Source organism: Granulicella sp. S190 (genome assembly GCF_009766095.1).
Lineage (GTDB): Bacteria > Acidobacteriota > Terriglobia > Terriglobales > Acidobacteriaceae > Edaphobacter.
The window spans coordinates 11,052-36,089 of the sequence record NZ_LMUD01000041.1; the positions used below are offsets into that span (position 1 = coordinate 11,052).

Consider the following 25,038-nt stretch of genomic DNA (forward strand, 5'->3'; position numbering starts at 1 on the left):
TGGAACGCAACCGTAGACTGGAACGCACCGACATGGCCTGGATGAACACGAAGCGTCTCGCCCGGAGCCAGGTCTTTGATGACCAGCTCACCAGATAACTCAAGCCACGCAATTCCCTGACCGCTTATCTTCTGAAGAAGAAAACCGTCGCCGCCAAAGATTCCAGCCCCAAGCGACTGCTGAAAGCCAACACCCAGCGTGATGGCAGCCGTTGCACAAAGAAAGCCATGGCGATGCACAAGATACTCGTGCCCCGGACCAACCTCGACCGGCACAATATGACCCGGTACCCGCGTCGCGAAGGCAACCTCCCCCGGCCCACCCACCGCGCGATACTCCGTCATAAATAGCGAGCCGCCGCCCGCCACCCGCGCAATCGCACCGAAAAAGCCGCCGCCGCCAGCATGCTGCGTATGCGTCGTCATTTGCACCGAAGCGCTCATCCAGGAAAGCTCACCAGCCTCGGAGATAATGGCGTCATTCGGCCCAAGCGCAAACTCCAGAACAGGCATCGTCGTGCCGAGAATCCGATTCTGCATACTTCCTCCTCATATAACGCAACAAGTATACGGTGGCCGCAAATCCTACTCTCTTCCGACACGCTCACTGCCCGGCTTTCGCGAAAGCCCCGTACGAAACAGCACCCCGAGGATACGGATCGCAGCCTTCATACTGGCCCTCATGTCACCTGAAACCTTCGATATCCCGCCAATCCTTCGGCGGTAATCAACAGCGATCTCTCGAATACGCAGCTTATGCTGAGCTGCGCGAATCTGCATCTCAAGATTCCATCCATAGGTCAACTCCGACATCTGTAACTCATCCAGTGACGTTCTACGAATCGCTCGAAAAGGGCCCATATCGGTGTAACGTACGCCTTGAAAGAGCCGCAAAAGCGTGCCCACAAGATGAGCCGCAAAGACCTGAGAGCCAAGCATAGACCGAGCCTCACGCTTACCCCGAATCCGCGACCCGATGACAAAATCTGCGTCCCCCGCCTCAATCGGCCCGACCAGGCGCGGCAAATCAGCAACTAAGTCAGAGCCGTCACCATCCATAAAGACAAGAATCGAGCTCGACGAAAGGGCAGCATCACTTCCCGCCTTGCAAGCAGCTCCGTATCCACGCGGCGAACGAACCACTCGAGCGCCCGCAGCCTCCGCGATAAGCACAGTGTCATCCGTACTTCCGTTGTCCACCACAACACACTCGGCGATCAGAGACCACGGCATCTCAGACACAACATGGCCGATCGACTCAGCTTCATTTAACGCAGGAATAACAACGGAGATAGTGGAACGCATCCCGATTGCAGTCTCCCGAGAATCGGAAGCGGTGGTCTCAGAGGAGCGGGAGTTATCGAAGCCCAACGTACACTTCGATCTGGGCCTTCTCTGGATCGGCAGCCCGCTGGTCGTAGATCTCGTAATCAGACCGAAAGGATCTTGTTCCACCCAAATCCTCTGGCGACATCGCCCAGATCCGCTGCCACGCCTCCGCAACGACCTCTTTGAGAGGTCCTCGATTCGACGTCACCACGGCATAGCGGCCATTGGGAATATGTTTCGCAATAAAATTCGCTGGCACATCCTGAATGGAGGAAACAGGAAGCCCCAAAAGATACGTGTACTGGCCTCTATGGTCACCTTCGTAGTCCGTATACACGGCAATCAGATCAACCCCGAGCTTATTTGGAATCTTCGCAACCAGGCTATCTCGCAGAAGCGTCTGCCATATCTGCCCAATCTTGCCACTGCCGTTCATCTCTGCCGCATTGTTCGTACGCGCCGCCACCCCTACGACGTAGAAGCCGGAGTGTTGCTGGATATTCATCGCATCCTCTCTGTGTTTCGCAGGTGCGATTATAAGGAATTGCAAGGACGGCGCAAGACCATGCGTCAGAGGCTCCAGCGCAGACCGCAGTTTGCACACGCTGGCGGCGGCGCACTAGTCAAAAGACCCTCGCGAAACCGCTGATACTCCGCACCGTTCCAGATCTCGCGCAGACTGCTCTGCGTCGCATCCCCCAGCGTAAAGCTGCCATAGCCCTTCATACTGAAAGGCGCGATGCAGCATGGAAGCACGCGGCCATTCGCCGTAATGTACATCAGCGACCATGGCCTGCGGCACAGCGACCACGGACTGTCCGATCGCTGCATCTTAATCGACTCGCCCGGATCCACCGCGCCCGAAGCAGAGAACATCACACCCAGTTCATGGGCAACCGCTTCAGCTTCGCGAATCAAACCCTCTTCTCGCTCCGTAGTGTGCTCAAACAAAGCAGACTCCGCACGCGCCAGCGAGTGCTCATCCATCGGATCGTCAAAGAAGACAAGCCTCTGCAAATAAACCTCAGTGACACCAATAGAGTGCGCGAGGCGTACAAAATTTGGCAGCTGATCAACCGTCTCACGCAGCCCTGTAAGCCACAGCGACACGCGCGGCTTCGGAGCATTCAGCTCACGCTGCAACCGGGTAAAGTTCTTAACATTCGCAACGATCTTATCGAAGAAGTCTTTTCCGCGAACCATCTGAAAGACCTCCGACTCCGCAGCATCCAGCGACACGCGAAGCTCATCAAGTCCTGCCTCAATCAGAGCGCGGCCGTTTGCCTCTGTGAGCAGCGTGCCATTGGTGTTGAACAGCACATAGACGTTCCGGTCCTTCAGATACTTCACGCGCTGAGCGATATCCTTCACCAGCATCGGCTCCCCAATGCCATGCAGAACCACGCGCGCAATATTCGGATACTGATCGATCAGCGCCGTAAACAGCTCCCACGGCATATCAGCTTCAGGCTCCAGCTCTTCGTAGGTCCGTGGACACGTCGTGCACAATAGGTTGCAACGGTTCGTGGTTTCGAGATAAAGACACACCGGCTCCTGCGCGGCGATTGCAGCAAGATGCGCATCGGACTCCGGCTTCTCGAAGTAGCGACGCATACGGTTCTTCTCTTCCTCAGCCTGCTGCGCAGCCGGGCTCAGCTTATCTTTCTCATGGAGCAAATCATCTGGAGGAAAAATTGGAAGCAGAGTACTCATAAAGGATCACTCGAAACTACGGGTTGAACAAACAAGTAGCGAGAAACCTGCAGACGTTCAAAGGCTATTTGGATTATGAACGCTGCAAGAACAGAGGCGTAAAGAATTTTGTTAGCTAAAAACATCTTGGGGCCAGGCTCTGCCAGGGCTGTCGTGTATAGGTAGAAAAACCCAAGAACATAGGCAAGAATCGGCAGGTTCGGCATCAGCGTAAAAAACGGAATCAGCCACACGATGTACCAGGCGTAGTGAGGCGAAAACAGAAACATCAACGCTGCCGCTAACGCAAAGGCAGGCGGAAGAAAGGAAGCAACCCCGCTCGCAGAAAATGGCCTAATACGGTCAGCCCCGCCAATACCCGCACGACGCCAGCACCACCAGATGATTCCCGCAAACACCATCGCGCAGAAGACAAAGTAAGCAGCCGTGGTGAAGTTATGCAGTCCGGGCATCACTTGCGCAAGCTCCAGTAGAAAATAGCGCGCACCCGTAGCCATCCCCTCTTCCTTCACGTACCCCCCGAGAAACCCGAAGACCAGCAGACCGACGCTCGAATAGGCCGCGTACCCCAACGCCACAACGCCTGCAACCGTAGCCGGCATCTTGTAGTCGCCGCGACGATACAAAGCAGGCAGCAGCACCAGCGGATAGAGCTTCAACAAAATCGCAATGCCCAGAAAAATTCCTGTAAGCACCGGTCGTCTCCGAAGCCGTGCCAGAAGGGCTAGCGCAGTAAACGCCATCGCCGCCGAGTCGAGATGACCCGATCCAGCAATCTCCCACACCAGCACAGGGCACCACGCATAAAGCAGGCTCTGTTCGCGTCGAACACCGAGAGAATGAAGAAAGGCCACAACCGCATACATCGTGACACCTTCGAACAGCACCATCGCGGTCTTCATACCCGTGACTGTCTGCGAGATCCAGGTAATCAGGTAGAACAATGCCTGCGCAGCCGGTGGATAGATGGTATGGGCATAGTCGCGGCGATTGATCTTGTCGAAGATGCTCTGATGGGGCTCGCGAAGAAAGGCGAGCACCGCATCGCCCGGAACATAACGATAAGGGCTGATATGAGCATGCTGCACGATTCCATCCCAGACATAGCGATAGATGTCACTGGAAAGAAACGGCACCGCTGGCAGCGCCACCAGGCGACAAGCTACCGCAACCAGAAGAATGATCGGGAACGTAAATCTATCGACCGGCTGACTCATGACGATCAGCGCCGCACCAAGGTAAAGTATGCATGACCATCCCGAAACTCCCGAGAATCCTATCGTAAAGTGGTCATACTCACTAATCAGCTGCCGTGTCAGCAGAACCAGCCCCACCCCGATCGACAGCAACGCAGCGTTGGTCTGCCACGGTCGTGCGTCGAACCAGCGTCGCTCGCGCAAAGCCCCTGCGGCAACGCCATCATTTGATCTCGTCATCCGATCTGTAGTCGCGCTCATCGCCCCTCGCCCCCTTGCTGACGAAGCATTCGAAGATAGGCACGTGTATGTTCGGCACCGTACCCGGCAAGCGTCGCGAACGGAGGAGGTGTATCGCGCAGTAGCTCCGCCTCAAGCAGTTCAAGCGTCGCTCCATCGTCCACGTCGTACCATAGCGGCAGAACAACAACCTCAATCCCAGCCGCCTCCGCAGCAGCCACCGTCTCCGAGAAGACCGACGCGGTACTCCACGTAATCCCTGCAAAAACCTCCGCATGCGCACGCTTGAGCCCTATCAGATAGTAGCCGCCATCCTGCGAAGGCCCCAGCACAATGCGGTCGCCACCTTTTTGCAGCTCGGCAACAGCCTGCTCGAACGCCACCGCCGGAACCGTGGGTGAATCCGAGTCGATCAGGCAGACGCTCCCATACCCGCACGATAAAAGATCCTCCGCAGTCGCAAGCAGACGCTCCCCAAACCCATCTCCCCGCTGCGGGATCAGCAAAAAATCACCGGGTAGCAGATGATCGAACAGCGCCTCATCCCCGACCGGTGTGTACGAGACGATGCCGGTAGCTCTTCCCGCTGCGGCAACAGTAGAGAGTCCCTCCGTAGTATCCCGCAGGAAGCAGATATTGATCTCCGCAGCCTGCTCAAGCGATAGAGGAGGCGCAAGTCTGGTCTTCACCCGTCCTGGCCGAGGTGCCTTCGCCATCACCGCCAGCGCGCACTGTCCCGCTCGCGCCGCAAGCGGCATCGCAGGGTCGAGAATCGGATAAGACACCGAAGAAGCAGACATAAACTTACACCGTGCTCCAGCTGATGGACCGCTCTATTCGATCAGAGTCAGCCAGGACGACAGGGTCTTTGCCAGAGTCCTTCGCGCAGACCGCGTACTGATACCAGCCGTCGTACTGCAGCTCCACCTCGCCCCACTCCTGTGAGCGAATCAAGGAAGCAAAATCCGGCGCCGTCATCACATCGGCTTGTCGCGGCTCGCGGTACTTTCCGGCTGGGCTGCTGCTCATCAGCGAGAGCAGCCACATGCAACTCAGAGGAATCCGTGTCCTAAATCCCGACGTAGGCTCAGCGATAAAACATCGTCCTCCAGGCCGCAGCACTCGAAAGATCTCGCTCAGTACGGCCTCCCTGTCCGCCACGATCAGAAAAAGCCGCGAAACAACAATGGCATCGATCGAATCGGAAGCATCTGCAAGAGAATGGACGTCGCCGTGGGCGAAGGTGCAGTTCTGAAGGCTCCGGCTCGCGGCCCGGGATTTGGCTCTCTCCAACAGGCGGCGCGAAAGATCAACGCCGGTCGTATGAATCTGCGGATACTCCTGCGAGAGTCGGCAGGCATAAAATCCAGGTCCGCAGCCCAGCTCTAAAACGCGCGTCCCCGGCGCCGGACCATCCAAAGGAAAAAGTGCCCGGCTGATCTCCGGGGTGTGATCGCGAAACAGGTACTCGCGACAAAGTGCGTAAAACCAAGCACAGCTCTCAAAGAGGCTATCCGGCGGGTGCGCAGGAGGATGCGCAAGGGTTCGGCCGGGCATTTCGCAATCGCTTGTTTCCATTCTTGGCCCTGTCAAGGTTTGAACGTGCGCTTCGATCAACCGTTCTGCCTGCGATCAATCAGATCATAGACGTTTACGGATCTGGAATCTTCAACATTCTGCTTCTGCGTGGTTTGATTCCTATCGCTGCTTAAGGTTACGGCTACGCAAAAGGAGTGGATTCCACGCTCAGGCTCTGGAGTGTGGCAACCTTCTCAATCGTGGTCCGGCAAAGTCACCTCATAAGATCGAAAATTAAGCTCCACTTTGTTGATCCTCAAAAGACGCCCACCCAACAGCACCCAAATCGATCTGCCGCGTGCAGTAGCTGTAAAGCCGCTCCCCCACAGTCCGCCTCATCAAGAAGCAGCACTGTGGTGGAAGCAGGCTCCCATCCCCTAAGCCACATCGCTCCAGTCGAGGATCACCTTGCCCGAGTTCCCCGATCGCATCGCCGCGAAGCCTTCTTCATAGTCGCGCCAGTTCAGCCGGTGCGTGATCACCCCGGAGATATCCAACCCGCTCTCCAGCATCACCGTCATCTTGTACCAGGTCTCGTACATCTCCCGGCCATAGATACCCCGAATCGTCAGCTGATTGAACACCACCTGGTTCCAGTTGATCGAGATATCCTCCGACGGAATTCCCAGCATTGCAATCTTCGCGCCATGGCTCATATTCGCCAGCATCTCGCGAAAGGCGCTCGGATTCCCCGACATCTCAAGCCCCACATCGAATCCCTCCTGCATATGCAGCTTCTGCTGAGTCTCCTTCAGCGGAGTAGCGCGCGGATCGACCGCAAGCGTCACCCCAACCTTCTCCGCCAGCGTCCTGCGGTACTCGTTCGGGTCCGAGATCACCACATGCCGCGCACCCGCATGGCGAGCCACCGCAGCGGCCATAATCCCAATCGGCCCCGCCCCCGTCACCAGCACGTCTTCGCCCAGCACCGGAAACGCCAGCGCCGTATGTACCGCGTTGCCCAGCGGATCGAAGATCGCCGCAATCTCATGCGGTACCCCGGCGCTATGAATCCAGATATTCGACATCGGCAATACGATGTACTCCGCAAACGCGCCGTTTCGATTCACCCCGACCCCCAGCGTGTACGCGCACAGATGGCGTCGACCCGCCAGGCAGTTCCGGCATCGCCCGCACACCACGTGTCCCTCGCCGCTCACCAGCTGCCCAATCGGAATATCTTGCACGTTCGACCCTACCGCCACCACCTCGCCCACAAACTCGTGGCCGATCGTCAACCCTTGCTTGATCGTCGATCGTGCCCACGCGTCCCACTCGTAGATGTGCAGATCGGTACCGCAGATGCCGGTAGCCAGAACCCGGATCTTGACATCGTTGATGCCCATCTCCGGTTCCGGAACGTCTTCGAGCCAAAGTCCGCGCTCTTCGCGGCTTTTTACTAATGCCTTCACTTGGAGAACCTTTCCTATCGATCACAGTCAGCCTCTTCGCCAGAGGTCCGTAGCTACCATTCTAATCCGCGTCAAACCGCTCTGCCCCAACCCGCGAGCCCCACGCTAAGATGAAGAGACGTAAAATCCTTGTAAGCCCCATAGCGGAACAACGCTTTATCTGATCTGATCTAAACGAGACCCATGCTCTTTCCCACCGATGACCTTCGCATCACCTGGACCAAAGTTGTCCTTCCCCCCGTCGCCCTTGAAGAAGAGTTGCCCGTCACCGAAGCTGCCTCTGCCACCGTCTTCAAGGCTCGCACCGAGATCATCAAAATCCTCCATGGCGAAGACCATCGTCTCCTCGTCGTCGTCGGCCCCTGCTCCATCCACGACACCGACGCCGCCCGCGAGTACGCCGAGCTCCTCAAGACCGCCATCGCCGAGCACTCACGCGATCTCTGCATCATCATGCGCGTCTACTTCGAGAAGCCCCGCACCACCCTCGGCTGGAAGGGCCTCATCAACGATCCCTACCTCGACGAGTCCTTCAAGATCAACGACGGCCTCCGCCAGGCCCGCCATCTCCTCCTCGACCTCGCCGAGATGGGCGTCCCCGCCGGCACCGAGTTCCTCGACATGATCTCCCCGCAGTACGTCTCCTCCCTCGTCAGTTGGGGAGCCATCGGAGCCCGCACCACCGAAAGCCAGGTCCACCGCGAGCTCGTCTCCGGCCTCTCCTGCCCCGTCGGCTTCAAGAATGGCACCTCCGGCAACGTCCAGATCGCCATCGAAGCCATCCTCTCCGCTAACCAGCCGCACAACTTCCTCGGCCACACCAAGCACGGTCAGACCGCCATCTTCGTCACCAAGGGCAACTCCGACTGCCACATCATCCTGCGTGGCGGCCGCCAGACCACCAACTACGACGCGGCCTGCGTCGAAGACACCTGCAAGCAGATGGAAAAAGCCGGCATCCGCCCCCAGGTCATGATCGACTGCAGCCACGCCAACAGCCACAAGGACCACACCCAGCAATCAGGCGTAGCCCGCAACGTAGCCGCTCAAATCGCCGCCGGAGACAGGCGCATCATCGGCGTCATGCTCGAGAGCAACCTCGTCGCAGGCGCCCAAAAACTCGCTCCCGGCAAACCCCTTGTCTATGGTCAATCCATCACCGACGCCTGCATCGACTGGCCCGAAACCAAACTCGCCCTCGCCGATCTAGCCGCCGCAGTCCGCTCCGCCCGCAGTACCCAAACCTAGCGGCATCTGTTCATATACGAACATCTCTTTTCGATTTCGGACAAATCGCCACGCCTATCTCTCTGCATAGGTGCCGCAACGGATTGAAATCAGGGCCATTGACTCGCCAAAGGTTTGGGTGAAAAAGTGCAATGATCCTTCGAGAACGCGCCGTTGTCTTCGGAGAGAGGCCCCATGCATACGCTGCTTCAGGATCTACGCTACAGCCTTCGCACTCTTCGCCGGTCACCTGGCTTTGCGTTCACTGCCATTCTGACTCTCGCGCTCGGAATCGCGTCCATCACATCGGTCTTTAGCGTGGTCAAGTCCGTGCTGCTGAAGCCGTTCGACTTTCCGGACTCGAGCCGCCTCGTTGTATTGCGGGAGACCTCGCGCGAGCAAAACTACGCACCCTCCCCCGACAACTACAAACACTATCTCAACTGGAAGGCCAACTCGCACACCCTCGCGGACGCGGCCATCTTTCGCAACAACACCTTCAGCGTCTCCTCGGGAACGGATCACCCGGAGATCGTGAGCGGCCTCAATATATCGCCTGAATTCTTTTCAGTCCTTGGCGTAACACCTATGCTGGGTCGGAGCTTCCTGCCCGCCGAAGCGGCTAAAGGCCATGACAATGTCGTCATCCTCACCTGGAGCGCCTGGCAGAGATACTTCGCAGGGGACACCGGCGTAATCGGCCGCATGCTCACCATCGGCGGAACCCCTGAAACCGTAGTGGGCATTCTGCCGCGAGACTTCAGCTTCCCCCACATGAACGAAATGGCCACCGCCGTCTCGCAGCGTGAGGTCAACGCCTACGAGGTCTTTCAACCGCTTGTACCCGATCCCAGCTTTATGAATGATTCAGGCGGCTATGACTTTCTCGTGATCGGCCGTCTCAAGGTAGGCGTTTCACCGGCGCAAGTGGAGAGTGAACTGGGAGGACTGCAACAGGCCTTCGCACAAAACGCCCATCTTTCCTTACACCCATGGATCGTCGTGGAATCGCTCAAGCAGGAGGTCGCCGGGCGGGTGAGCACGGCACTCTGGTTGTTATTGGCCGCGGTCGGCGCTGTCCTTCTGATCGGCTGCGTCAATCTCGCAAACCTTCAACTGGCCCGCGCCATCGCACGCGAACGCGAGATCGCTGTAAGGGCTGCACTGGGCGCAAGCCGTAAGCGTCTGGTGGGCGCCACTCTCATGGAGAGCGGCGTTCTGGCCGCAATAGGAGGAGCGCTGGGCATTCTGCTTTCGTTCACGGGCGTGCAGTTCTTAATTGCAGCGGCTCCCTCCAGCCTGCCTCGGCTCAGTGAAACTCACGTAAGCTTGCCCATTCTGCTCGCCGCAGCTGGACTCTCGATCCTGACCGCCCTCATCTTCGGCGCGCTGCCGGCGCTCCGGTCCATGCGGGTTGACCCGCAGTCCGCGATGCAGGCCAACTCCAACCGCGCAGCCAACTCAAGAAAGGGGCAGCGTACGCGCAATCTGCTTGTCGCTGGTGAGGTTGCCTGCACCGTAGTTCTGCTCATCGTCACTGGATTGCTCATGCAAAGCTTTTCACGGCTGTTGACGCAGCAACGCGACTTCGACTCCAGCCGTGTCACCTTGGCGCAGGTAGATCTCTATGCGCCGCAGTACGGAGACACCAGAACCAACTCGGACAAAGTACGAGCAGCATTTATCGACCGCGCCCTGGAAAGCCTGCAAAATATGCCAGGCGTTCAATCCGTCGCAATGACCAGCGAGATGCCGCTGGCAGGCGAGACCTGGATCGACGGCATTCAACGGCCCGATCATCCCGTTCCCTCAAACCAGGAACCCTCCGCCAATATGCGCTGGGTAAGCCCCAGCTATCTCGACACGCTCAGAATCCCACTCGTCGAAGGACGTAATCTTCAAGCATCGGATCGCGACCACCCAACCAACGCTCTCATCTCGCAACAGATGGCGCGCATCGCATGGCCCGGCGAAGACCCCCTCGGCAAGACCTTCACCACGGGAGACGTCGAGATCTTCACAGTCGTCGGCGTCGTGGCCGACGCACGCATCAACGACCTGAAGAAGACTGCCAGCATGGTCTATCTGCCGTACTGGCAAAACCCCTTGTGGCGTGTGTATCTCCTCGTTCGCAGCTCCCAGTCCTCCTCTCTGCTTACCGACTCCATTCGCCGCGAAATCTGGAAGATCGATCCCACGATCGCGATTCCGGTATTGAAGTCGCTCGACGATCAGGTAAACGATTCGGTGGCAACGGAACGCTTTCAGACGCTGTTACTATCCGGCTTCGGCATCGCCGCGCTGCTCTTAGCGCTGCTCGGCGTCTATGGCGTCTTGGCGTATTCGGTCTCACTACGAGAGCAGGAGTTTGGCATTCGCATCGCCCTCGGCTCCGGCAAAACCGCACTCATGCGGCTCGTCCTGAGTCAAGCAGCCCTTCCGGTCGTCGGCGGCAGTCTCGTAGGACTGGCGCTCGCCCTGATAATCACTCGTTGGATCCAAAGCCTTCTCTACGAGACAAAGGCATTCGATCCTGCAGCGATCGCGGCATCACTCGCTCTGCTGCTGACTGCCGCTCTGCTCGCTGCCCTCCTGCCTGCCCGGCGCGCAGCCTCGGTCGACCCAATCAAGGCCCTGAAGACCGAGTAGTCTGCGCCCACCGCACGAAAGAAAACAAAGCGAGCGCGCCCTCGTACCCAGCACAATTGGGTATATCCTTTTTCTAGAAAACCATGCGCAATCACCCGTCGAACCTCCTGGCCTGCACAGTCTTAATCCTCACAGCTTCCCTCTCCGCTCAACAGCCCGCCGCGCCGAAGCATCAGGACACGGAAGTCTACGAGCCCGTGCCGCCAATCGTCACACCAGGCGTCACCGATGCTGCTCCGCCCTCCGACGCAATCGTCCTCTTCGACGGCAAAAACCTGGACCAGTGGGTTTCGACAAAAGATAAGTCCCCAGCCAAATGGACCGTCGCTGACGACATACTCACCGTGAGCAAAGCGCCCGGTACAGGAAACATCGAAACGAAGAAAACTTTCAAAAACTATCAGCTCCACATCGAATGGAGAATCCCCGAGAACATCACCGGCACCGATCAGGCCCGCGGCAACAGTGGTGTCTTCCTCGCCTCCACCGGTCCTGGAGATGACGGATACGAGCTTCAGATTCTCGACTCCTACAACAACAAGACCTACGTCAACGGCCAGGCTGGCAGCATCTACAAGCAGGGCATCCCGCTCGCGAACCCGAATCGCAAACCCGGCGAATGGCAGACCTACAACGTCATCTGGAACGCCCCTACCTTCAACTCAGACGGCACCCTGAAGACTCCCGCCTACGTCACCGTCGTCTTCAACGGTGTGCTGGTGCAGAATCACTTCGAGCTAAAGGGACAGACCCTCTACGTCGGCCAGCCCTTCTACAAACCGTACGACACCGCGCCAATCAAGCTCCAGGCGCACGGCGACAAGAGCGAACCCATCAGCTTCCGCAACATCTGGGTCAGAGAACTAAAGTAGCCATCAGCCGTCGGGATCTCGAGCACACAGAAGAGATCCCGACGAATCGGCACTCGTACCCTCTCGTCTCACAATCCCGATCAAACACAAGGATCGCCGCGCCACAGCGCGGGACGGTCCCCTCTGCTAGCATTAACCCTTGGCCTTTATGACGATTAACTCCGAATCACCTGTCCGCGTCCGCATCGCTCCCTCCCCCACCGGCGACCCCCACGTAGGCACCGCCTACATCGGCCTCATCAACTACCTCTACGCCCGCCAGAGCAACGGAAAATTCGTCCTCCGCATCGAGGACACCGACCGCGCCCGCTTCGTCGCCACCTCCGAGCAGGAGATCTTCAACTCCCTCCGCTGGCTCGGTCTCACCTGGGACGAAGGCCCCGATCTCGGCGGCCCCTACGGACCCTATCGCCAGTCAGAGCGCACCGAAATCTACCGCGAGCACGTAGAGCTCCTCCTGGCCAACGGCACCGCCTATCGCGCTTTTGAAAATCCCGAAGAGTTGGAGGCTCTGAGACAGCGCCAGATCGCCGCCAAGCTCCCCCCACGCTACGACGGCGGACATCGCGACCTCTCACAGGCACAAATAGACGCCTACCTCGCTGAAGGCCGACCCTACGTCATCCGCATGAAGGTCCCCGCTGGCAGTACCACCTTCCGCGACGAACTCCGCGGCGACATCACCTTCGAGCACTCCAACGTCGACGACCAGGTCCTCATGAAGTCCGACGGCTTCCCTACCTACCACCTCGCCAACGTCGTCGACGACCACCTCATGCACATCACCGACGTCATCCGCGCCGAAGAGTGGATCTCCTCCACCCCCAAGCACGTCCTGCTCTATCAAGCCTTCGGCTGGGCCATTCCCCGCTTCTGGCACATGCCACTCCTCCGCAATCTCGACAAATCCAAAATCTCCAAGCGCAAAAATCCCGTCTCCCTCATCTACTACCGCCAGGCCGGCTTCCTCCCCGAAGCCATGATCAACTTCCTCGGCCTCATGGGCGGCGGCATGCCCGCTGTAACCGATGCGCAATCCGGCAAAAATCCGGGTGCCCCACATCTCGATTCTGAGATGTGGGCATCGGGCGCAAGCCCGACCGCTCCCGCCCCTCTCAATCCGGCGTCCGCACCAGCCGACGCAGCCAAGCCCGCGTCAGGCGCACAGGTCAAACCCCAAACTAAATCCAGCGAGACCGACATCTTCACCCTCCCCGACATGGTCGCCCGCTTCGACGTCAAGAACATCCGCCTCGGCGGCCCAGTCTTCGATCTCACCAAACTCAAGTGGCTCAACGGCGAATACATCCGCGCCCTCACACCAGAAAAGTTCTACACAGCCCTACGCGAAACCATCCTAAGCGACGCCTACCTCCAGCAAATCGCCCCACTCGTCCAGACCCGCATCGAAACCCTCGGCGAGTTCGGCAACCTCACCCACTTCCTCTTCGCCGACGACATCATGCCACCAGCCGAAGTCTTCGTCCCCAAAAAACGCACCCCGGAGGAAACCCTGGCCTTCGCCGCCGATCAGCTAACCGTCCTCGAAGCCTTCGATTCGTCAACCTGGACCCACGAAGCCCTCGAGCCCGCCCTCAAAAAGCTAGGCGAAGAAAAGCAGTGGTCCGTCAAAGAAAACTTCATGCTCCTCCGCGCCATCCTCACCGGCAGCACCATGTCCCCGCCGCTGCTCGAGAGCATGGTCGTCTTCGGCAAATCCCGCACCCTCGACCGCGTCCGCCGCTTCCTCGAAGCCCAGAAGAAACTCGCCAACATAAAGAAGTAGGTCGGCTCTAGGAACTACAGTCGTATCCTCTTCAACCCCAAAATATCGCCCGCAACCACCCAAAACTACAGGCATTCACCTGTAGAAAATACACTGTGCCATCACCTGCGCAAGGGGCAACTCACAACTCACCGTAGATCTCCTACAACATGAATTCGGAGATCTCCCGGCCCACCAAACTCCAACGACTTAATCTGATGAAGGTTATCTCGCTACCCTGAGAGTCCATCCCTTCCGCCCTGCAGGAAGTAGGAGGCACTCGCAAGCCATCCTCTCTGGCCTCCCCACGTGCCATGCAACCTCGAAAGAAAGGTTTCAAATGAACGTCAGAATCATCAAAAATCTTATAGCCACCGGAAGCCTCATCCTGCTCGCCTCCACTGGTCTGGTCTCCACCGCTCACGCTCAGGGCAGCGGTCTCCCCTGGGTAGGCACATGGAGCGCTGCTCCGGCCGAGTTCATCTTCAACAGCAGCAACGTCACCCTCGGCTTCGATCAACAGACCTTCCGCCAGGTCATTCACACCACCTTGGGCGGAACCTCCGCACGCATCCACCTCTCCAACATCTACGGCACCGCTCCGCTCACCTTCTCCGACGTCCACATCGCCGTCAACACCGGTTACCGTACCGTCAACGTGCAGACGGATAAGGCCGTAACCTTCGGCGGAGCCACCTCCATCACCATCCCCAGCGGTCAGGAGGTCTTCAGCGACCCCATCGCCTTCACCGTCGCTCCAGTCAGCGACGTCGCCATCAGCTTCTACCTCCCCGGCACCACGCCTCTCACCACAGTCGACACCCACGTCTTTACGGAGACCACAGAATCCATCACCTACACCGCCGGCGATCAAAGTGCCGCCGCTACCCTGCCCGGCTCCGGCGTCGATAGCCGCTTCTTCTTCCTCACCGGCCTCGACGTTCAGAACACCGCTGCCACAGGCACCCTCGTCCCATTCGGCGCCTCCATCACCGATGGCTACCACTCCTCAAACAACTCAAATCATCGTTGGCCCAACTATCTCGCCCAGCGCTTCGCTACCGCAGGTCTTAACATCGGCATTCTCAACCAGGGTATCGCCGGTGCAGGAATCCTCGAAGACAGCGAGCCTATCTATGGAGACAGTGGTCTTCACCGCTTCAACCGCGACGTCGTCTCTCAACCCGGCACACGCTGGACGATCCTCTCGGACTTCCCCATTAACGATCTCAACGACAACCCCACACCCACGACCAGCCAACTCACCACCGCCTATCAGACCCTCATCACTCAGGCCCACGCACAACAGATCAAGCTCTTCTGCTCCACCCTCACGCCCTTCGCCGGAGAAAACAACAACGGCACTCCCATCAACTGGACGCCCGCGAAAGAGACCATCCGCGAAGCCATCAACACCTGGATTCGCAGCGCTAACAGCGGTTGCGACGGCGTCATCGATATGGACACCGCAGTCCACGATCCCAACAATCCAACCTTCTACCTCCCGGCCTACGACAGCGGCGACGGCCTTCACCCTAACGACGCCGGCTACCAGGCCATGGCCGCCGCCGTCGATCTCTCTCTCTTCATGTCCTCTACGCCGCTCGCTCCTGTCGTCGCTCCTACCGGCTGCGGCACCATCAAGGCTGGCCAGGTCCTCACGCCCGGCGCATCTCTGAAGTCCTGCGACAACCGCTTCAACCTCACCCTTCAGACCGACGGAAACCTGGCTCTCTACTTCGGAACCACTGTCCTCTGGACCTCCGCAACCAACGGAAAGCCAAGCGCACAGGCCGTCTTAGAACCCACCGGAAACTTCATCATCACCGACAGCAACGGAAATCCCCTATGGGCCACCAACTCGGACAACAATCCCGGATCGACCCTCTCCCTCCAGAACGACGGCAACCTCGTCATGTACACCACCACCGGCCATCCCGTCTGGAACACCTACACCAACGGCCACTAACCGAAGGCACCTAAGCCTGCATGGCTCTCCTCCCATCGAAAGAGCCATGCAGGTCACAATCCTCAGCATTGGGTTCCCTCAAAAATCAACCCATCTCCGCAGCGACTTCCCGGCATCGCCGTATCCGCAGCTCTCGAAACTCAAAAGAAGCTAGCCACGCAACAAGTGAGATCACCGCAGGAACATACAGAGCAGTCCGATCCCACAACATAGCAATAGCCTCACCGCTAAACTCCAAACTGCCCCAGATGATGGTCCAAATGTTTGTACATCCATGCCGACCACTCCTCCGGCGTCAGCCTCCCAAAAAAACTATGCGGATGCGAAGTACATCCCTGCGGCCCACCCGCAGCTAAGCGGTCGATCAGCCCACACAGACGCTTCCGCTCCTGCTCAAGCTCGCACTTCTCCATCACGACAAGGCCCGGAACCGTAGGCGAATTCTTTCGCATCGGCTCACTTTCCACAAACGCCTTCTTCTTCACCATCGGCCCGAGAATCCGCCCAATCAGCGTCCGGGGCGGCCTCCGATCCCCTAACGCCAGCTCCAAACCCCGCGCGCAGTGCTCCATCGCCTGCGCCGCACTCATCTTGCCCCACTGCCCCACGCTATCCGGCACCAGCCGCGCCATCCGCCCCTTCACTTCATCCACTGTCGCCGCTTCAAAGAGATTCTTCATTGGAAACGCCTCCTCTAAAACACGTACCACTGGACCACCTACTTCCCTGGCGTCGCCGTATCAGCCCAATAGCTGCTCCTCGCAGTCACAGCTACCCCTGAATACTCCGGCAGCCGCAGGCTGATCGCATGCAATCCCGGATGCGGCGACTGCGGCTGAAAGCTTAGCACGTACCGGTTCGGAATGTGATTCGAGATCGTCGCAAAGTCCCGTTCAAGCTCTTTCGGGTTCGTCAGATTGAAGTACTCGCCACCAGTCAGGTGAGCCACCGTCTCAGGCACATTCCGTTTCAACGCATCACTCGCAACAATCGCCGCCATCTTCGCCAGCGCCAGCGGAGGAGCAAGCTGCGTCATGCAGTCGTATAACTGCACCGCCTTGTTCTGCGTGGCATCCTGATCTGGGTTCGGGTCCTTCCCCATGCAGCCGTTAGGAGGATTCGGATGATGATTCTCCAACGAGAGCAGGTTGCCGTGCGGCTTTCCCGGCTGAGTGGGCAGCTCCCTCGCCGCATAGTGCGCCGCCTCCGACTTCCCCGTCGAATACCCAACACTGTATATCGCAGTATTTGTATCGCTCACCGCACGCAACGCCTCTTCCAGCGTCGCATGGCTCCCCCGGTCCAGCGTCTCGCTGATCAGCAAAATAGCCCGGCGATATCCCAGAGGCTGCCTCCGCAGCAGATCGACCGAAAACTCCAGGCTATCGAGAATCGCCGCGCCGTTATCCCCCAATGCCTCATCGTGAATTGCCAGCGGCGACGCGCAATGCTCGAGATGATGCTGCCGCGTGCAATCAGGCCGCAGGCTCTCAATCGCATCTGCCGCCACATCAATCTCCGGAGTAAAACCCTGCAGCAGCGCAGGCTGAGAATCGAACGTAACCACCGCAACCCGATGCGGAACATTCCCCACAATGGACTCGATCTCGGCGGGGAGGTCTATACCGTTATTGGCGTCATGCCACCTGGGTTCAGCTTTCCTCGCGCCAATGAGATGCCCGGCAGCTTTGAGTTTCCTCGCGAAGCACAATTGTGGGTCCCGCTGGTTGTTCCTATTACAAGTGCTCCAAGTGAGCCCGACTAACTCGCAGTCATTACGCGGCTAAAAAAAGCGCTACGCCAAAAGAGGCGCAGGCACAGATGAACGCATTCGCACGCGATGAAGAGCGCCGATCGCCACAAATGAAAGGCTGGTTTGACTCTCACGTGGTGTCCTGAAAGAGCAGGTGGACGGAGACACACGCAGGCCACTCCAGCTGATTCTTGCCGCAGTCGGTGTTGTCCTTCTTATCGTCTGTTCCAATATCGCAAGCCTGCTGCTTTCTCTCGGGAGCGCGCGGAGCACCGAATTCAGCACCCGTCTGGCGTTGGGGGGTCCAAAGGAGCGGCTCATTCGCCAGCTTTTGTCTGAGAGCATCCTCCTCTCTTTTGTCGGTGGCGGTTTGGGAGCCATGGCGGCCCTCGCTGGAATGCATTACGTCAAGGTCTTTGGACCTTCTAATATTCCTCGTCTTCAGGATGCGACGGTGGATTTCACTGTGATCCTGTTCGGGGTCGGGGTCACTGTCCTGTGCGGTATCCTCGTCGGCCTATTTCCGGCAATCAACGCCACCCGCAGCAGCATGATCGAGTCAATTAACAAAGGTAATCAACGGACCGCGTCGGGCGGCGGTAGCTCGACGTTCCGCAACGCTCTCGTGATCTCAGAGATAGCACTTGCTCTCGTGCTCTCCATCTCTGCGGGACTGTCCTTCCGCACTTTCACAAACCTGCTGAAGGCTAATGGAGGATTTCGTCCGGAATCTGTTCTCACCTTTGAGATATCTTTGCCAGGCCCCCAATATGCCGACAACGCGAGTGTCGTCTCCACCTATCGGAACATCTTGACAAAGCTCCAGGGTTCTCCTGGTGTAGTCCCTGAAGGCCTTGGAGAAACGACACCTCTGAACGGCGCCGGATAAAGCACAGTAATTCGAATTCTGGATCGCCCGCCCGCCAAGCCCACGGAACTGCCGATCGCTTCCTACACGATCGCCTCTCCAGGATATTTCGAGTCGATTGGCACTCCTTTGCTTCAGGGAAGAACGTTCCTCAATTCGGATGGAGCGGATTCGGTTCCCGTAACAGTCATCAACAGAGCCATGGCTCGAACTTATTGGCCCGGAGAGAATCCCATCGGCAAGCAAATTGGTCTGGGCAGTCCTAAGTTCCCGCCGACGACCGTCGTAGGAATTGTCGCAGACATCAAGCATTTGTCGCTGCGAGAACAAACAGGGCCGGAGATGTACGTACCGTATATGCAAAATCCAAGGCCCTCGATGCTCATCATGCAGGTTGCACTGCGTACGAAAGCGGAGCCCAGATCTATTTTTCCCCGTATCGAACGAGATGTTCACTCCTTGTACCCCGATCTGCCGTTAGCAAAGGTCAGCAGGCACTCGCGCGTCGACTCGTCGATCAGGTTGAGGATGCGCACACTACGGCCGTCATGCGTTCGCGCGCTCACGAAGTCGCAGCTTCACATGTCGCCCGCATACGTCGGTCTGAGCCGCACACACGATCCATCGTTGAGCCACAACCGTCCTCTTGGCTTCTGCCTCTTCGGTACCTTCAGCCCTTCACGACGCCAGATGCGTTCGACCCGGTCCTTACCCACCTTCCAGCGGGCGCGCACTAGCAACGCCGTAATCCGGCGATACCCGTAAGACCCATACTGGCTGGCAAGAGCAACGATGGCCTGAGTCAGACGATCTTCGTCTTCGCGCTGTGTCGGCTGGTAGCGCTGCGTGCCCCTGGGCTGCCCCAACAGATAGCACGCATGTCGCTCACTTACGCCATGCTCACAGGCATGGCTCACCGCACTGCGCCGTCGATCAGGGCTTAGAAGTTTCCCGCGGAGATGTCCTTCAGCACCAGGTTATCCAGGCTCAGGTTCGCCACCAGACGCTTCAGCTTCCCGTTCTCCTGCTCCAACTCCTTCAGCCGCTTCGCCTGGTCAGATCTGCAACCCGCCATACTCCTTGCGCCAACGAAAATACGTCTGCTCCACGATCTCCGCTTCCTTACACGCCTGCGCCGTCGTTTTTGCCGTTCGCTACCGCCACTTCGATCTGTCGCAGCAGGTTCACCACCTGCTCGGGTTGGTCCCGCTTCCCTCGTGCCATCTCGCTCTCCTTCTTCCAGTGTGTCTCCTAATCACTGGTACAAAGCAAGCCGGGCAGACCAGGCGTGATGTACAAAGTCGTAGTGAATGATGAAGGACAATATTCGATTTGGCCTTCAAAACGTGAAAATGTACCCGGCTGGAACGATGCCGGGAAGTCTGGCCCTAAAGAGGAATGCCTAAGTTACATTGACGAAGTATGGAAAGATGTGAGGCCGCTGAGTCTTCAAAAGCAAATGGCTGAGTCGAGCAGCCAGTAATTTGAATAATCTGAGTCAGGTTCCGATTGCGAGGAGATTTTTTTCGATCACATCGCATTTTGTCCACAGGTCGGTCTTGCTGAGTTGTCGGACATTTCGCCTAGCCTCTCGTAAACTGTTCGGTCGAGGCAGCATATTCACTTTGTCCACCGATTAATGTCCTTCTCCGGCCTGTCTGTAGGCGGCGTTAGAAACAACGGCAGTGCGGGATGTAGCTCAAAACATGTTACGCGTTGCCATCAGATGTCGAGACCAGGTATCAAGCGATTCAAAAGAATCTGCAACTTCTGGTCTCGCGCAATCTTCCGATATCAACAATCCCGTTCTCCAGTCGCGGGATCGTGGCTAACGAGATGACATCGAGCGCTATGGTGGCAAGGCCAAAGTTTCTAAGCTCTCTTCGAAGCTGAAGAGTCAACATTTGCACGTAGCGAGACGTGTAGGGGCTATTGGACCAGTCCTTGCAGCATTCCTGTGACGCGCCGCAAAGATTATTCTGGCCGACTATAGAATCATATTTATTGCCGATCGAGCGTTTTCGGATAATGACGTTATAGTGGAATGCGAAATTGTCATCCGAGGGTTCGATCTTGACACAATATGACGGTAAATGATTTTCCAGATCCCAAAACAGTTCGGGGTCGATCCATCCCATATCTAGCATTTCATGCTCAGCGTCTGACAGGATAGACTTCAGTTCCATTTCTTCGTTTACACCTTTGAGAGTTGAAATCAGAGCATAATCGCTCCTGAGCCGGAGATTTGGTACATGCCATATGACCAATTCCTCCGGTTGCTCTTCGCCGAGAAGTGCAACGACGAAATCCAATGAAATAACAGGCGGCTTTCCCCACGCAAGCTCACGCCTTGGATTCGCGATTCCCTTCTTAATAGAAGGAGGAAAGATTAGGGCATCGTACCGATACCGGGTGAGCTCATTTCTGGTAGAACCCCGGCGAAGCTGTAATTCAACATGTCCTGGAGCTCTGCCATTCCAGAGAGCATGACGAAAGAAGCGTGGATCCAGAACAAGCTCTCGTTCTGCGGCCATACTTCTTCGAACGCTGCGACAGATATCTTTAGCTGCAGTTTCCGCAGGAGCCAGCGTGCAATGTCGCGAAGCGTGAAACGAGGAGAGTAACCGCAAATCTCGAATATCTCCAACAAAGATACGACCGTGTTCAGTGATGACCCGCATACATTCACTAAGAACGTTCCATAAGTAGATTGGGCTCGGGAAATACTGCACAACGGAGTTTAAAATTATGGTGTCAAAGCTACATGCCTCTAATTCGGAGAGTTTGTGTGCTGCTTCTGTCTTTAGATTGACATTGTTGATCCCATGGCCTGAGAGACGCGTACTGATTAGGTTGATCGCTGTCTCTGAAATATCCCAAGCCGTATAAGAAAGACAGCGTGGAGCGAGAGGAAAAAGCAGCAGCCCGGTTCCACAACCAATCTCAAGTACGTTGCCAAGGTCCAGGCCAGCTAATCTGGAAACTGTAGTGCCAACCCACTCCTCCATCTCAGCAGCAGAAAAAGGAGCTCCCGTATAACTATCATTCCAGCCGCTGAACCTGGATACGGATAGCTTCGTGCTGTCGGCAGAATATATCTCCTCGAATAGCCCTTTCCACTCATCGGTATATAGATAAGCATCGTTTAAATCTTTCGTGCCGGAGAGAGACTCCTGGTCCAGGACAACATAAACCTGATAACGATCAGTATCGTGATTATCAGGCGCCATTACCACAGCATCGCGCACTTCCTGAATATTGCGCAGAGTTGATTCCGCTCGTGCAACAATATCGGCAGGTCTTAGATTTTGACTCAAGTCACCCTCGCAACTTTACGTTGATATCAACGATCATGAGTTCTGGCCTCTTCTCGCTCCTGAGTGCGACACCACACTTTCAAGTGCGTCTGAAGGGCAGAGTAGTTTGAAATGTAATCGGGACTATGCCTGTTTGGTGAAGCAATGATCTTTTGCCTGTTTGTATCTACTTGAGGAAGTCTGAGCCTATGGATCAGGCCTGGCGTGACAGTTGTGAAAAGAGCGACTCAATCAGGATTATGAAATTTATATCTGCCATTTATGTCCTCGAGGATCTGATTCAGCCGTTCCGCAATCTGTTGGACGGCCGGTCGGTTGAGTATCGAACGGTGGTTGCCGGGAACAATGAGAACCTCCACTTTGTCATTTAATTTGTCCCACCCGTGGGGTATTTGCTGACTGGATGCCTGGACAAAGAACATAGGACCCTTATAACCATGTAGCTTATATCTCAAGCGCATTTGGATATTGGGCTTATACACGGCTAGAAATCGCTTCGCATGATCCAGATCGAAATCGACCGGAACATCTTGTCTGCGATGGGCTTGATCCAAGGCATGTTTCATAGATTCTTCAAATCCCACTTCTTGTAAATGATCAAGCGAAAGGGAGAACTGTGCTCCGAAAATTGTGAAGAGAGCACGAACATCGTCTTCCATGGGCCGCTGCTTCCTGGGGATCGTAGTCCTGATAGCAGTCAAGCAGAATCAGACGATCCACCTGTTCATGCTGAAGTTCAAGTTGTCGCGCCATTTCATAAGATACCGCGCCCCCGGAAGACCAACCTCCTAAGAGATAGGGGCCCGATTTCTGCACAGCTTTGATCATTTCAAGATATCTGTTCGCGAGTTCGGGCAACTCGACGTCCGAGGGACGACCATTGCCGATCCGGTCGGATTGAATTGCATAGATAGGGCGCTTATCTCTGATTTCTTCAGCGAGTGCGCTATAGCATCCGACAGTCCCAGCTGCCGGATGTATTAAGAACACAGGAGTATGTTCACCGAGTGATTGGAGGGCGATCAGACTTGGCGCATTCTCTGTGCCAGCAGTTTGAAGATCAACGTGTGCAGGTTGTTCAACATCGAGCAGTTGAGCCTGAAGAGTATTCGCGAGTTTCGCAATTGTCGGTGATTCAAAAAGTATCTGAATGCCGACCTTTAGAGAAAGCTGCTTATTTATTTGTGAGAAAACCTGCATGGCCAGGAGGGAATGCCCGCCAAGTTCGAAGAAATTATCGTCGACTCCGATACGTTCTATTCTCAAAGCTTTTTCCCAAACCGCCGTCAGAAGTTGTTCCATTTTATTGCTCGGACGAACGTAGGTCTCGTCCGAGGTGGGGTTTGTGCGGTCGGGTGCCGGTAGTGCGCGGCGGTCCAGTTTTCCGTTCCGCGTCAGCGGGAGCTGTTCCATCACAATCACGATCGATCGTGCACGCTTGCTGGAGCCTTCTGGCAGCAACCGTGCGATGCCGGCATCTCCATTTGGCCGCATTGGTTCTTCATTGCCTGGCAGCAAGCACGCTCTTCGCTGTTCATCTGCACATCGGAGACCATGCAGGCCATCGCCGGAGCGAGGCATGACACCAGCAGCAGGACCAGCACACCGAATTGGCGAAATGCCTTCATTCGTATATCGAGCATACCTGAACTGGCAGCTTCGAGGCGATCTCGACCGTCGGGCGACCGCCGATAGGAGGCCCTTTTGAAGACCCAAACCGATGATACGGTTCCGAAAGGTTCGGATCAGGAGCGCGGGAACAGAAAGGTGAAGCGTAAGCGTTCGTGGTGCGGGTAGAACGGCGCTGGTCGAGCGCGAAGGTGATCGAAGCGCTGGCTGACGTGATGGTGATCAAGGGTGTGCCAGAGCATCTTCGCTCGGATAACGGGCCGGAGTTCGTAGCGCATGACCTGCGCAAATGGCTGGAGAAAACAGGAGCGAGAACGATGTACATCGAACCCGGTTCACCGTGGGAGAACGGCTACTGCGAGAGCTTCAACTCGAAGATGCGCGATGAGTTCCTCAACGGCGAAATCTTCTATTCAATGAAGGAGCTGCGCGTGCTGGCTGAACGTTGGCGCAACCACTACAACACCGTCCGGCCACACTCGTCGCTGCGCTACAGACCTCCAGCACCGGAGACATAGCTGACTGACCTCCTGGCAGTATGGGGAGCCAGTCGCTACGCCCCCGGCTCTCCCTGCTGGCATATCCCGCAACGATCTGAACACAGAGATCGTGATCGGCCTCGTTATTCCTGTACCAGTTGAGATGTTAGTCTTCGACCAAATCTGACCTTATGGTTGAGGAGGATTTGGATGAGGAAGAAACGGTTCACAGTAGAGCAGATGATTGGTGTGCTGAAACAGGCGCAAGTAGGCGTTCCTGTTGCGGAGGTGATCCGCAAGGCGGGGATTAGCGAGCAGACGTTCTACCGGTGGAAGGCCAAGTACGCCGGCCTCGAGGTGGACGAAGTTCGTAAGATGGCCCAGTTACAAGAAGAGAACCTGCGTTTGAAGCAGCTTGTTGCAGAGCTAACGCGGGACAAGACGATGCTGCAGGATGTGCTGTCAAAAAAATGGTGAAGCCTTCGCGGCGTGGGCCGATGGTGGAGCGGTTGGTTGGAAGCTACCTGGTAAGCGAACGGCGTGCATGTCGTGTTCTACGCGTCCCTCGAGCGACCTACCGCTACCGAAGCTGTCTCGATCCACGGACTGAGCTGCGGATGAGAATCCGCGAGATTGCTCAGGCAAGAGTGCGTTACGGATACCGCAAGATCCGCGTACTGTTGAACCGCGAAGGCTGAGATGTGGGCAAGTACCTGGTGTACCGGCTGTACAAGGAAGAAGGACTGACGCTGAAGAGGATGAAGCCTGCCGGGAAGCGGAAGGTATCTCGAACTCGCGAGGATCGGATCAAGCCTACGGCTCCGAACGAAGCCTGGAGTATGGACTTCGTGATGGATCAGCTGCAGGATGGAACGCGGTCCGCGCCTTGACGATCGTGGATGTGCATACGAGAGAAGCTGTAGCGATCGAAGTAGGACAGAGCCTGAAAGGAGACGATGTTGTGCGGACACGGAACCAGTTGAAGCTAGACCGTGGCGTGCCGAAGGTGCTGTTCTGTGACAACGGCAGGGAGTTCACCAGTC

The 25,038-nt window shown here is 56.9% G+C and carries 20 protein-coding genes and 4 pseudogenes; 10 read left to right on the forward strand and 14 right to left on the reverse strand.

What is annotated here, in order from left to right; translation table 11 throughout:
• The 8 genes from GSQ94_RS19040 to tdh form a co-directional block, all read right to left on the reverse strand.
• Positions 1 to 539, reverse strand: a 539-nt coding sequence (locus GSQ94_RS19040) for an AIM24 family protein (RefSeq protein WP_158945442.1), incomplete at its 3' end; no start/stop codon positions are given.
• A gap of 45 nt (positions 540 to 584) precedes the next feature.
• Positions 585 to 1,304 carry a glycosyltransferase family 2 protein gene (locus tag GSQ94_RS19045; RefSeq protein WP_158945443.1) on the reverse strand — a complete coding sequence of 240 codons (720 nt, stop codon included), beginning with the start codon at positions 1,302 to 1,304 and terminating at the stop codon, positions 585 to 587.
• A gap of 52 nt (positions 1,305 to 1,356) precedes the next feature.
• Positions 1,357 to 1,833: a GyrI-like domain-containing protein gene (locus tag GSQ94_RS19050; RefSeq protein ID WP_158945444.1), complete on the reverse strand. Its 477-nt coding sequence runs from the start codon at positions 1,831 to 1,833 to the stop codon at positions 1,357 to 1,359.
• Positions 1,834 to 1,898: 65 nt separating this feature from the next.
• Positions 1,899 to 3,041 (reverse strand): radical SAM protein, encoded by a 1,143-nt coding sequence (locus tag GSQ94_RS19055; protein WP_174240970.1) that lies wholly within the window; start codon positions 3,039 to 3,041, stop codon positions 1,899 to 1,901.
• Positions 3,038 to 4,477: a glycosyltransferase 87 family protein gene (locus tag GSQ94_RS19060; protein WP_174240971.1), complete on the reverse strand. Its 1,440-nt coding sequence runs from the start codon at positions 4,475 to 4,477 to the stop codon at positions 3,038 to 3,040. The genes GSQ94_RS19055 and GSQ94_RS19060 overlap by 4 nt, the downstream gene beginning before the upstream one ends.
• 17 nt (positions 4,478 to 4,494) lie before the next feature.
• Positions 4,495 to 5,277 (reverse strand): TIGR04282 family arsenosugar biosynthesis glycosyltransferase, encoded by a 783-nt coding sequence (locus tag GSQ94_RS19065; RefSeq protein ID WP_158945446.1) that lies wholly within the window; start codon positions 5,275 to 5,277, stop codon positions 4,495 to 4,497.
• A gap of 4 nt (positions 5,278 to 5,281) precedes the next feature.
• Positions 5,282 to 6,034, reverse strand: coding sequence for a class I SAM-dependent methyltransferase (locus GSQ94_RS19070; protein ID WP_254063995.1), 753 nt, complete (start codon positions 6,032 to 6,034; stop codon positions 5,282 to 5,284).
• Between the two features lie 398 nt (positions 6,035 to 6,432).
• Positions 6,433 to 7,467, reverse strand: a complete 1,035-nt coding sequence (tdh, locus tag GSQ94_RS19075; RefSeq protein WP_158945448.1) for an L-threonine 3-dehydrogenase — start codon at positions 7,465 to 7,467, stop codon at positions 6,433 to 6,435.
• A 183-nt stretch (positions 7,468 to 7,650) separates the two neighbouring features.
• On the opposite strand from tdh, the gene GSQ94_RS19080 reads away from it, so the two are divergent.
• The 5 genes from GSQ94_RS19080 (at position 7,651) to GSQ94_RS19105 (ending at position 15,949) form a co-directional block, all read left to right on the forward strand.
• A complete protein-coding gene (locus tag GSQ94_RS19080; RefSeq protein ID WP_158945449.1) occupies positions 7,651 to 8,715 on the forward strand; it encodes a 3-deoxy-7-phosphoheptulonate synthase in 1,065 nt (354 codons plus the stop codon).
• 174 nt (positions 8,716 to 8,889) lie between these two features.
• Positions 8,890 to 11,343, forward strand: coding sequence for an ABC transporter permease (locus GSQ94_RS19085; protein ID WP_158945450.1), 2,454 nt, complete (start codon positions 8,890 to 8,892; stop codon positions 11,341 to 11,343).
• Between the two features lie 83 nt (positions 11,344 to 11,426).
• Positions 11,427 to 12,215, forward strand: coding sequence for a DUF1080 domain-containing protein (locus GSQ94_RS19090; RefSeq protein ID WP_158945451.1), 789 nt, complete (start codon positions 11,427 to 11,429; stop codon positions 12,213 to 12,215).
• Between the two features lie 148 nt (positions 12,216 to 12,363).
• Positions 12,364 to 14,001 (forward strand): glutamate--tRNA ligase, encoded by a 1,638-nt coding sequence (gene gltX, locus GSQ94_RS21560; RefSeq protein ID WP_254063996.1) that lies wholly within the window; start codon positions 12,364 to 12,366, stop codon positions 13,999 to 14,001.
• Between the two features lie 319 nt (positions 14,002 to 14,320).
• Positions 14,321 to 15,949 carry a GDSL-type esterase/lipase family protein gene (locus GSQ94_RS19105; RefSeq protein ID WP_158945452.1) on the forward strand — a complete coding sequence of 543 codons (1,629 nt, stop codon included), beginning with the start codon at positions 14,321 to 14,323 and terminating at the stop codon, positions 15,947 to 15,949.
• A gap of 227 nt (positions 15,950 to 16,176) precedes the next feature.
• On the opposite strand, the gene GSQ94_RS19110 is transcribed toward GSQ94_RS19105, so the two are convergent.
• On the reverse strand, positions 16,177 to 16,629 hold the full coding sequence (locus GSQ94_RS19110; protein WP_158945453.1) for a DUF1569 domain-containing protein: 453 nt from the start codon (positions 16,627 to 16,629) through the stop codon (positions 16,177 to 16,179).
• A 38-nt stretch (positions 16,630 to 16,667) separates the two neighbouring features.
• Positions 16,668 to 17,660 carry a hypothetical protein gene (locus tag GSQ94_RS19115; RefSeq protein WP_158945454.1) on the reverse strand — a complete coding sequence of 331 codons (993 nt, stop codon included), beginning with the start codon at positions 17,658 to 17,660 and terminating at the stop codon, positions 16,668 to 16,670.
• A gap of 196 nt (positions 17,661 to 17,856) precedes the next feature.
• Here GSQ94_RS19115 and GSQ94_RS19120 point away from each other — a divergent pair, with 196 nt between their 5' ends.
• Positions 17,857 to 18,591, forward strand: coding sequence for an FtsX-like permease family protein (locus GSQ94_RS19120; RefSeq protein WP_158945455.1), 735 nt, complete (start codon positions 17,857 to 17,859; stop codon positions 18,589 to 18,591).
• A gap of 69 nt (positions 18,592 to 18,660) precedes the next feature.
• Positions 18,661 to 18,927 (forward strand): annotated as a pseudogene (locus tag GSQ94_RS21960) (ABC transporter permease); the annotation flags it as partial.
• A 134-nt stretch (positions 18,928 to 19,061) separates the two neighbouring features.
• Here GSQ94_RS21960 and GSQ94_RS19130 read toward each other — a convergent pair.
• Positions 19,062 to 19,794: pseudogene (locus GSQ94_RS19130) on the reverse strand (IS3 family transposase); the annotation flags it as partial.
• 67 nt (positions 19,795 to 19,861) lie between these two features.
• On the opposite strand from GSQ94_RS19130, the gene GSQ94_RS21965 reads away from it, so the two are divergent.
• Positions 19,862 to 20,053, forward strand: a complete 192-nt coding sequence (locus GSQ94_RS21965; protein WP_158945456.1) for an MbtH family protein — start codon at positions 19,862 to 19,864, stop codon at positions 20,051 to 20,053.
• A gap of 268 nt (positions 20,054 to 20,321) precedes the next feature.
• Here GSQ94_RS21965 and GSQ94_RS19140 read toward each other — a convergent pair whose 3' ends face one another.
• The 3 genes from GSQ94_RS19140 to GSQ94_RS19150 all read right to left on the reverse strand — a co-directional run bounded on the left by GSQ94_RS19140 (position 20,322) and on the right by GSQ94_RS19150 (position 23,405).
• A complete protein-coding gene (locus tag GSQ94_RS19140) occupies positions 20,322 to 21,887 on the reverse strand; it encodes a bifunctional 2-polyprenyl-6-hydroxyphenol methylase/3-demethylubiquinol 3-O-methyltransferase UbiG (RefSeq protein WP_158945457.1) in 1,566 nt (521 codons plus the stop codon).
• Positions 21,888 to 22,114: 227 nt separating this feature from the next.
• Positions 22,115 to 22,546, reverse strand: a complete 432-nt coding sequence (locus GSQ94_RS19145; RefSeq protein WP_158945458.1) for a hypothetical protein — start codon at positions 22,544 to 22,546, stop codon at positions 22,115 to 22,117.
• On the reverse strand, positions 22,485 to 23,405 hold the full coding sequence (locus GSQ94_RS19150) for a thioesterase domain-containing protein (RefSeq protein WP_158945459.1): 921 nt from the start codon (positions 23,403 to 23,405) through the stop codon (positions 22,485 to 22,487). Before GSQ94_RS19150 ends, GSQ94_RS19145 begins: the two co-directional genes overlap by 62 nt.
• A 269-nt stretch (positions 23,406 to 23,674) precedes the next feature.
• Here GSQ94_RS19150 and GSQ94_RS19155 point away from each other — a divergent pair.
• Positions 23,675 to 24,034, forward strand: a pseudogene (locus GSQ94_RS19155) (integrase core domain-containing protein); the annotation flags it as partial.
• A 171-nt stretch (positions 24,035 to 24,205) separates the two neighbouring features.
• Positions 24,206 to 25,038, forward strand: a pseudogene (locus GSQ94_RS21570) (IS3 family transposase); the annotation flags it as partial.

Coding starts and splice junctions, on each gene's coding strand:
- GSQ94_RS21965 (WP_158945456.1), top strand. CDS start 19,862: ATGTACAAAGTCGTAGTGAATGATGAAGGACAATATTCGATTTGGCCT.
- gltX (WP_254063996.1), top strand. CDS start 12,364: ATGACGATTAACTCCGAATCACCTGTCCGCGTCCGCATCGCTCCCTCC.
- GSQ94_RS19085 (WP_158945450.1), top strand. CDS start 8,890: ATGCATACGCTGCTTCAGGATCTACGCTACAGCCTTCGCACTCTTCGC.
- GSQ94_RS19145 (WP_158945458.1), bottom strand. CDS start 22,546: ATGGAAGACGATGTTCGTGCTCTCTTCACAATTTTCGGAGCACAGTTC.
- GSQ94_RS19045 (WP_158945443.1), bottom strand. CDS start 1,304: ATGCGTTCCACTATCTCCGTTGTTATTCCTGCGTTAAATGAAGCTGAG.
- GSQ94_RS19060 (WP_174240971.1), bottom strand. CDS start 4,477: ATGACGAGATCAAATGATGGCGTTGCCGCAGGGGCTTTGCGCGAGCGA.
- GSQ94_RS19070 (WP_254063995.1), bottom strand. CDS start 6,034: ATGCCCGGCCGAACCCTTGCGCATCCTCCTGCGCACCCGCCGGATAGC.
- GSQ94_RS19090 (WP_158945451.1), top strand. CDS start 11,427: ATGCGCAATCACCCGTCGAACCTCCTGGCCTGCACAGTCTTAATCCTC.
- GSQ94_RS19055 (WP_174240970.1), bottom strand. CDS start 3,041: ATGAGTACTCTGCTTCCAATTTTTCCTCCAGATGATTTGCTCCATGAG.
- GSQ94_RS19050 (WP_158945444.1), bottom strand. CDS start 1,833: ATGAATATCCAGCAACACTCCGGCTTCTACGTCGTAGGGGTGGCGGCG.
- GSQ94_RS19110 (WP_158945453.1), bottom strand. CDS start 16,629: ATGAAGAATCTCTTTGAAGCGGCGACAGTGGATGAAGTGAAGGGGCGG.
- GSQ94_RS19105 (WP_158945452.1), top strand. CDS start 14,321: ATGAACGTCAGAATCATCAAAAATCTTATAGCCACCGGAAGCCTCATC.
- GSQ94_RS19065 (WP_158945446.1), bottom strand. CDS start 5,277: ATGTCTGCTTCTTCGGTGTCTTATCCGATTCTCGACCCTGCGATGCCG.
- GSQ94_RS19080 (WP_158945449.1), top strand. CDS start 7,651: ATGCTCTTTCCCACCGATGACCTTCGCATCACCTGGACCAAAGTTGTC.